This window comes from Candidatus Poribacteria bacterium (genome assembly GCA_021295715.1).
In the GTDB taxonomy this organism is placed as follows: Bacteria; Poribacteria; WGA-4E; order WGA-4E; family WGA-3G; genus WGA-3G.
This window is the reverse complement of record JAGWBV010000134.1, coordinates 1-8,239: the sequence shown is the minus strand read 5'-3', so window position 1 is coordinate 8,239 and position 8,239 is coordinate 1. Positions and strand designations below refer to the sequence as shown.

The window sequence follows — 8,239 nt, the reverse complement described above, 5'->3', positions numbered from 1 at the left end:
CCAAGATCGTCTGGTCAGAAGCATTCGTTACAGGGTCTAACTGCTACGGGTATAGCGGGATGGAGACCGACTTTGAGGCGGCAATTGAGTTGATTGACTCCGGTAAGGTTGATGCGACAAAATTGGTGACACACTCCTATCCGCTTGAAGAGATTGTCGAAGCGTTCCGAGTGTCTGCCGATAAAACCTCCGGCGCGGTTAAAGTGCATGTCTGTCAGCAATAGTATTGCGGATTTTATAGTAAATTCAGAAAATATGTGGACAGTTGTTCAGTGGAAGAAGCCTACACCACCGCTGGCGAGGATTGTATCCTCGCCTATCCGTAATGTCCAAGTAATTATGGGCTTTACTATAAATGTATGTCCTCTGTCTGTTTCCACGACGTTCCGACCAAGTGTGCGGAACCTGTAGCCTGCAACAACGGCGCAGGCGGGTTTATGGAACGGACATCAAATTCGAAACGCACGTTATCTAACCGCAAGGTAAAATTAAAATATGCAGAACGGAAATCACGCATTGAGCACGAAAGAAAGGGAACAGTTTTGGCGGCAAGGCTACCTCGGTCCTTACCAACTCTGTAGTTCTGAAAAGATGCTCACCATGCATTCGGAAATCGAGGAAGTACTTGAGACTGCACCGCCGGATCATAACCAATTAGGGCATAACCGCCATCTTGACTCTGAATTAATTCACAATCTCGCCACACATCCGACTATCATCAAACGGATGGCATCTCTCTATGGTCCCGATCTTCTGCTCTGGCGGACGAATTTTTTCATCAAGGAACCGGGCGCGAAGGAGATTCCGTGGCATCAAGACTTCAACTATTGGCCCCTTGAGCCACCTATTATTATTTCTGCGTGGATTGCTGTCGATTCCGCAACATTAGAAAACAGTTGTCTCCAAATCGTTCCAGGTTCACACCGAAAAGTGGTACCGCACGTCAAAGCGACCTCGGACATGGCGTTCAATCAGATGGGTGACCTTGGGTTCATTGATACCAGCACTATCGTCAACCTTGAGATGCAACCCGGCGAATTTGTCCTCTTTAATGAGCGCACCTTGCATCACTCGGAGGCAAATCGCTCTGATAAACGGCGTATCGGTTTAGCGATTCGGGTCATCCTACCGATTGTCAAAGTTTTTGATTGGGACGCGCCGCAGCACAAACTCATCGTCGTTCACGGTGAAGATCCCGTCCAATTTAATCATAGGAAATCCGATCCCGTAGCATCGCTGTAGGAGCGAGCTCCCGCTCGCGATTTTACTGACTGAAAACGAATAAAGGAGAAATATTAAATGAATCGTCAAATTACACTCGCTTCCCGACCTGCAGGGTACCCGAAAGAATCGGACTTTAACTTAGTTGAGGTCCCGATTCCAACGCCCGAGGATGGCGAGGTATTGGTAAAGACGCTTTACCTCTCAGTTGATCCGTATATGCGTGGACGGATTAATGCAGCGAAATCTTATGCCGCCAACGTGGAAATTGATGAGGTCATGGTGGGGAGTGTGATCGCTCAGGTCGTTGCGTCGAAGCATCCGAATTTTGAGGCAGGTGATATCGTCAACGCAGGTATCGGATGGCAGGAATACGGTGTCGCTGCTGGTAATGGACTGCGGAAAATTGATCCGACAATCGCACCTATCTCAACCGGTGCCGGGATTCTCGGTATGCCCGGTCTAACAGCCTACTTCGGCTTGCTTGTGGTTGGGAAGCTTCAAGAACGGGAGACCGTATTTGTTTCTGGTGCCGCTGGTGCCGTCGGTTCCGTCGTCGGGCAGATCGCAAAAACCAAGGGATGCCGGGTTGTCGGTTCCGCGGGGACTGATGAAAAAGTCGCTTACATTGTTGATGAACTCGGCTTTGATGATGCTTTTAATTATAAAGAGGTTGATGATTATCACGAGGAGCTCCAGAGACTCCTTCCGGATGGCATTGATGTCTATTTCGACAACGTCGGCGGAGCCATCACGGATGCTGTTTTCCCCAATTTAAGGATCAAGGGACGCGTCGTCATCTGTGGACAGATTTCACAATATAATTTAGAGAAACCGGAGACAGGACCGCGTTTCCTCTGGAATATGATTACCAAGCGCGCAAGAATCGAAGGCTTCCTCGTTTCTGAGTACGCCGATCGGCATGCGGAAGCACTCGTTGAAATGTCAGAGTGGTTACGACAGGGCAAGTTGAAATACCGTGAGACGATTGAGGAAGGTGGAATCGAAAACGCGCCCGCGGCGTTCATTAGCATGCTAAAAGGCGGCAATATCGGGAAGCAGCTCGTTAAAATCGCTGATTTTTAAGAAGAAGGAGATGGAAGGACGGAAGAAGGAGGGAAGGATGGGGGACCAACCTTCCAATCTTCCAACCAAGAACCTTCCAATCTTCCGATTCTGATAGGAAAGGATGGGATTTTGCATAAATCCTAAAAGATTAGTACCCTTTCTCTTTGTCAATCACACTCAAAAGTGGTTTGCCAACGAGGAGCCGTTCCAGATTATCACAGAAAAGCCCAACACTCCGGTCCAAGCGGATCGGTGAACCACCCGCAACGTGTGGTGTAACAATCACGTTCGGTAGATCCCATAACGGACTGTCAGTAGGCAACGGCTCTTCAGGTGTGACATCCAACCCCGCACCGCCAATACTCTCTGAAGTAAGCGCACGGAGCAGTGCCGGTCCGTCTACGATCTTACCACGCGTGACGTTGATAAGCAGTGCATGCGATTTCATCTGTTCAAACGCCGCATCATCGAACATACCGTGCGTCTCCGGGGTCAACGGAGCACAGATAGCAACGACGTCTGACGCCGTAAGGAGATCATGGAACCGATCCATCTTCCAGACTTCGTGGACAAACGATGGGGCTTCAACCGTCTCTGGATCCACGGCGATGACACGCATATCGAACCCTTGTGCCCGACGCGCCACATCGATCCCCGTGCCACCGAGTCCGATAATTCCTAACGTCTGCTCGCTTAACTCCCACGTCGCCAGACGGATCGACATCCGATTATCCCACGTCCGCTCGCGAACCGAACGTCCGACACCTCGGAGGAGACCGAGAAGTAACGCCCAGGTCTGATCTGCCAAATGCGGACCCACAAACCCTTTCGCGCTCGTTAGAATAACATCGCTTTCGACAAACCCCGGAAATAACAAGCCATCAACGCCAGCCGAAAGCACTTGTACCCATTTCAGTTGTTTCGAATTTTCAAAAAGCGAACGATTGAACCCACCGAACACAATATCGGTGTCTACAATTTCGCGCAGTGCCTCTTCTGAATCCTGTGGACGCACAAGCGAAAGGTCGTTAGAAACCGATTCGATCTGCTGCTGTTGTTCCGATGTAATATCAGTGTTAATCAAAATTTTCATTTGACATCTCCATTGTATCGTGATATTCTATATACAAAATAACGAAATTCCTGCACATTTTACAGCAAGTTTTAACTTACAAGTTACGCCCAAAAACACATTTCTCAAAAAAGGAGAATCCAGTCGTGATTGCCTCATCTTTTATAGGTATGCGTAAAAGATATGCCCATTCCGTTTCTATTCCTATTTTCGCCATGAGTCTCTTTCTCATTGCGATCTTCGTCGCCAGTTGCGGCGATGAAGGCGATAGCACTGAAGACACCACCAGTATGACGGGTGTCCTCCAACCCACAACAACACCTCCTGCCACACAAACACCAGTCCCTGAACCACCGCCTGTCGAAGAGCCCGTTGTGGAGGGCATCTCTTTTAAGGACGATATTCAGCCGATACTCGCTGAACGGTGCGCCGTTGCAGGATGCCACGCTGCGCCCGGTGTCGCCGGGCTTGATCTCAGCAAATACGATACCTTCAAGAAGGGCGGCGCGAACGGTCCCGCATTTGTCGCTGGCAATGGTGATGGCAGCCTTATCGTTAAACGCATTGATGGCGGTGGCATGCCTCCAGGCGGTCCCCCGTTGGATGGAGACCAAGTCCAACTTTTCATCGATTGGATTGATGAAGGTGCCGAGAATAATTAATATTAGAGTAGCGTAGCATGTCTACACCCTCCTGTCAAGTCTAAAATTTTGTCAGCCTCACGTTACATATTTGGAAGGCGCGTCCGCTACGCGCCTTTTTTCTCGTCGGTTCGTAGTCGCGCAATTCATTGCGCAAAAATTGCATTTTATGCACCATTTCAGTCTCCGATAGGCGTTACTATATCATGAAGCCTTATTTTTCCTTTTGGAGGGAGACAGATGAAAGAGAATAACATCGACTTAATTCAACGGACTTTGGAGGGAGATGAGCGCGCGTTTACCGCGCTCGTGAACAAATATCAGAAATGGATTCATACGCTCGTCTGGCGAAAGATAGGTGATTTTCACATCGCGGAAGAAATCACACAGGATATTTTCCTGAAGGTTTACAGAAAGTTATCGACCCTAAAACCCCCGGAGAATTTCCCCGGATGGCTCTATGTAATCGCCTCCCGACACTGCATGACGTGGCTCCGAAAAAAGCGGCAACCGACGACATCCTTGGATGCAATGCCCACGGCCGAATTAGAGGAATTATGTTATACGCAATATAAGACGACGTATAGCGAGGAAGTATCTCTTGAACACCATCGTGAACTCGTCAAACGCCTGCTCCAAAAACTACCGGAGAGTGAACGCACTGTCGTAACACTTTATTATCTCGCGGAGATGACGAGTAAGGAAATCAGCACCTTTTTGGGGGTGTCGCCGAACACCATTAGGAGCCGACTCCGCCGCGCCCGTAAGCGGTTAGAAAAACAAGAACACTTGCTCCACGATGTCTCAGGCATTTTCCAACTTTCGCCAACCCTCACTGAAAACATCATCACAGAGATCGCCCGCATCAAGCCTGCCACGCCTTCAGTGAGCAAGCCTTGGGTGCCCTGGACACTCTCTGTCTCCGCAACGCTTCTGGTTATCCTAATAATGGGGTTCGGTCCCCGTGCCTTATCCCGTTTCCAACAGCCCTATAACTTCGACGCGACATCCGAGATGACAATTGAACTCATCGACGCACCCGTGGTGTTAGATGTCAACCGGAAACCGGAGGTCAAAAATCGATTTGGCAATGCCGATGTTGAGGGACGCGGCAAAGGCACAGGACCGAGCATCGATACCGGGCTATTGGCCGCAGCACAAGCGGATACAACAGAGGTGCCAAAGACAGAAGAACCGCAGTGGGTTCAGACGAAGGGACCCGGAGGCATTTCAAGACCAGGACTCTTTGTCGCATCCGATCAAACACTCTACCTTATTGCAAAAACAGGTCTCTATCGACTCACAGAGAAGGCGGACGCGTGGACCTTTGTCAGTTCCGCCGGTCCAAGTCGGCAGTTTGATCCAATTATGGCGGAACGCGGCGATACCCACTATCTCCTCACATCTGATGAACTCTTACCCTCAACTGACGACGGTAAAACGTGGAAGGTCCTCGGCGCGCGCCCGAAGGGACGCCCTGTCGCCCTGGCTGTCACGGATGCACCCCGAGCGCGCGTCCCACAGGATACTAATGTGACGATGTACCTCATCCTCAGAACAGCGGTGTTTCGTTCCGAGGATGGTGGTAAGCAATGGACACCTATTGGAGAAGGTTTGCAAACCCGTCTTACACCAGAGGCAAATAATGTTGACTTTAGAATCCACGACGCTCTTGCCATTGACAATGTTCTCTTTTCAGGAACAAACCAAATCCTCTTTGTTGGAACGAATCGAGGGCTTTTCCGGTTTGCCGACGATTGGGAAAAAGTGCCCCTGCCGACCGCAGACGGGACCAATTCCTTGGCAGCTACTGAGAACAGACTTTATGTCACAACGATTTCAGGTCAACCGGACGCGCCGCATTGCTCACTCTTCTATTCAACCGACTTCGGCGACTCGTGGAACGATATTACGCCTAACACCGATGAATATCTATTTAAGTTAATAGGCACTGTTAGGATTGTTCCGGTTGGAGACACGCTTATGGTGATAGGGCCCGGTGGCGTGCTGCTCTCCTATGATCGCGGCGAGACATGGACGGATCCAGGGCGCGACCTACCGCATGCCTTTACTGGTGGTTTCCTGCCTGTTGTGGCATTGGATGAAAATAATTTTTACAAATCCGAACTCTCCGGAGTCACTCGCTCAACAGATGGTGGGCACGCATGGCACCCCTTTATGATAGGACTCGTAAGTGCCGATGTCCAGAATCTGATCGCAGGCGAAAACGGTCTCTACGCCGTTACCGGGGGCAAAATTGCCAAATCAGCGGACGGTGGTGAATCTTGGGAGACTGTTAACGTGTATGGGGGAGGTAAACTTCTGATTCCCAGGATTGGGACAGCCGATGAGACCCTTTATGTCAGCAGCATCACCTTGAATCGAACACAACTTTTTCGCCTCTCTGTTGAAGGCGAGGCACTGGCACCCATTCAAGGCTTCCCGGATTTCGCCGAAGACAACTTATACGTTGAATGGAAGAAAAGACTCAGAGAAGCGAGGGAGACAAACGTCAATGTTCGTGAAACGGAACGGCAGTGGCGAGAGAGTTTACTCCTTATCGCTGAAGAGGACACAAGAAATGGAGGGTTTATCCTCGCTGGAGAGACCGTTTTTATGGAACACCGCCGGAAACTCTTCAGGTGGCGACCCGGCGACTCGACGTGGCACCACACAGGTTTAGAAGATCGCGGAGAACTCCCGCCGATTGACGCGAAAGGTTTCACGCTTGCCGCTTCGGACGATACCATCTATGCCGGTAAACGGGAAGGCGACCTCTTCCGATCTTTACCCAAAGCCTCGCCTTTCCGTTTGCTTACTACAAAGACATTCTCTTTGTAGGTTCAACCCTCTACATCTCAACGGACGCAGGAGTGATGCGTTCACGCGAGGGTGAAACCTGGCATGCCCTCACCGATACTGATGGAAAGGCGTTCCTTGTAGATTGGATTGCACCTAACGGCTCAACCCTTTACGGTGTGTGTGATAGCGGTGTTTATCAGGTAGATGATCAGACAAATATATGGAGACAAATTACGTCGGAATCACCCTACGCGGCGACTGCTCTTGCTGTTGATGGTAATATGCTGTACATCGGGACAAAACACAGTGGCGTATTCCGTTTCCAGCACGGCAATCACTAAATTCCTCTCTGTTGCTCCTACGTTTTACAATCGTGGTTTTTCAATTTTGATAGGCGTGCTCTCAAGCGCGCCTATCTACATCATGAACTTATCCCACCCTGTTTTACCTCACTAACGCACGGCATTTCCAAAGAATTGCACTTTATGCAACCTTCCTACGGTCCATCCGCGTTACCATAGTATAAATCCCTAATTTGTGACGGATAGCGGCTATTCCGTTTTCCATTCACACATGCGCTTATAACCTACTCCTTCGAGAAGGAGGTAGAGCGATGTATGAGTACTCAGCCTATGTCACATCCGTGACCGATGGTGATACCTTTAGCACGTCAACCCAACGCATTCGCTTAGCAAATATAAACGCCCCTGAAAACACCACCCCCGAAGGGCAAAGATCCACCGCCTACCTGAAGTTCCTCATAGAGCTGAAGCGCGTCACAATCAAGTCGGTCGCTACCGATATTTACGGGCGCATAGTCGCGCATGTCTGGCGATACTCGGATAACTTGTACATCAATCGGAGGATGGTTGATAGCGGACACGCGGATTGGGAGTAGGTTAAGGGCTTATCGTTGTTAGCATTGGTGTTCGAGATATCACACACCAGTATCGCTGTATTTTGGAACTATGCAATATCTGCAGAGTTAGGTATGCAAAATTTGCCGACTGCGAAAAATGTGCGTGGTCACATTTTCCTAAAATTCACGAACGGCGTAGGTTCTTCCGATTGGCATGGGAATTGCAACATAGCGAGTGTTGAGTGATACATAGTAGTCTGTCACATCTAAACTGATAGGTGTACTCGACCGATTTTGTCGGGTTTCACTCTGTTCTACCCGACCTACAAAAAGTCAAAATAACGTTGACAGACTAATAGAAGATTCGTTAGAGATATCTGTCGTTGTGACAGAGTATTATTTTAAGAATTGACATTCCTCGAGTTGAAACAAAATAATGTGTTGATTCAGTTTGTTGTATACAGGGATAAAAAATATGCTTGATTTTCCGAAATCTCTTCATCAACTTCATATCTTTGAAAAAGACGATGGGCTTTATGCCGCTGACCTTGATAAAGCGCGCATCGTCGAAATCTC

At 49.3% G+C, this 8,239-nt stretch carries 8 protein-coding genes; 7 read left to right on the top strand and 1 reads right to left on the bottom strand.

Features of this window, described 5'->3' with window-relative positions:
* The 3 genes from J4G07_21515 to J4G07_21505 all read left to right on the top strand — a co-directional run.
* Positions 1 to 224 (top strand): hypothetical protein (locus J4G07_21515; GenBank protein MCE2416564.1); only part of this gene is annotated, 224 nt, incomplete at its 5' end.
* Between the two features lie 271 nt (positions 225 to 495).
* A complete protein-coding gene (locus J4G07_21510; GenBank protein MCE2416563.1) occupies positions 496 to 1,242 on the top strand; it encodes a phytanoyl-CoA dioxygenase family protein in 747 nt (248 codons plus the stop codon).
* A gap of 57 nt (positions 1,243 to 1,299) precedes the next feature.
* On the top strand, positions 1,300 to 2,307 hold the full coding sequence (locus J4G07_21505) for an NADP-dependent oxidoreductase (protein MCE2416562.1): 1,008 nt from the start codon (positions 1,300 to 1,302) through the stop codon (positions 2,305 to 2,307).
* Between the two features lie 130 nt (positions 2,308 to 2,437).
* Here J4G07_21505 and J4G07_21500 read toward each other — a convergent pair whose 3' ends face one another.
* Entirely contained in the window at positions 2,438 to 3,382 is a 945-nt protein-coding gene (locus J4G07_21500; protein ID MCE2416561.1) for a D-2-hydroxyacid dehydrogenase, read from the bottom strand.
* Between the two features lie 149 nt (positions 3,383 to 3,531).
* On the opposite strand from J4G07_21500, the gene J4G07_21495 reads away from it, so the two are divergent.
* The 4 genes from J4G07_21495 to J4G07_21480 all read left to right on the top strand — a co-directional run bounded on the left by J4G07_21495 (position 3,532) and on the right by J4G07_21480 (position 7,702).
* Positions 3,532 to 4,023, top strand: a complete 492-nt coding sequence (locus J4G07_21495; protein MCE2416560.1) for a hypothetical protein — start codon at positions 3,532 to 3,534, stop codon at positions 4,021 to 4,023.
* A 219-nt stretch (positions 4,024 to 4,242) separates the two neighbouring features.
* Positions 4,243 to 6,843 (top strand): sigma-70 family RNA polymerase sigma factor, encoded by a 2,601-nt coding sequence (locus J4G07_21490; GenBank protein ID MCE2416559.1) that lies wholly within the window; start codon positions 4,243 to 4,245, stop codon positions 6,841 to 6,843.
* 35 nt (positions 6,844 to 6,878) lie between these two features.
* The gene (locus J4G07_21485) at positions 6,879 to 7,145 is read left to right on the top strand and encodes a hypothetical protein (GenBank protein ID MCE2416558.1); all 267 of its coding nucleotides are present in this window, start codon (positions 6,879 to 6,881) and stop codon (positions 7,143 to 7,145) included.
* 272 nt (positions 7,146 to 7,417) lie between these two features.
* Positions 7,418 to 7,702, top strand: coding sequence for a thermonuclease family protein (locus J4G07_21480; protein ID MCE2416557.1), 285 nt, complete (start codon positions 7,418 to 7,420; stop codon positions 7,700 to 7,702).
* Positions 7,703 to 8,239: the final 537 nt, after the last annotated feature.

What these genes read in the sequence shown, in the direction of transcription:
- J4G07_21500 (MCE2416561.1), bottom strand. Translation starts at nt 3,382, where the DNA reads ATGAAAATTTTGATTAACACTGATATTACATCGGAACAACAGCAGCAG.
- J4G07_21480 (MCE2416557.1), top strand. Translation starts at nt 7,418, where the DNA reads ATGTATGAGTACTCAGCCTATGTCACATCCGTGACCGATGGTGATACC.
- J4G07_21485 (MCE2416558.1), top strand. Translation starts at nt 6,879, where the DNA reads ATGCGTTCACGCGAGGGTGAAACCTGGCATGCCCTCACCGATACTGAT.
- J4G07_21505 (MCE2416562.1), top strand. Translation starts at nt 1,300, where the DNA reads ATGAATCGTCAAATTACACTCGCTTCCCGACCTGCAGGGTACCCGAAA.
- J4G07_21490 (MCE2416559.1), top strand. Translation starts at nt 4,243, where the DNA reads ATGAAAGAGAATAACATCGACTTAATTCAACGGACTTTGGAGGGAGAT.
- J4G07_21510 (MCE2416563.1), top strand. Translation starts at nt 496, where the DNA reads ATGCAGAACGGAAATCACGCATTGAGCACGAAAGAAAGGGAACAGTTT.
- J4G07_21495 (MCE2416560.1), top strand. Translation starts at nt 3,532, where the DNA reads ATGCGTAAAAGATATGCCCATTCCGTTTCTATTCCTATTTTCGCCATG.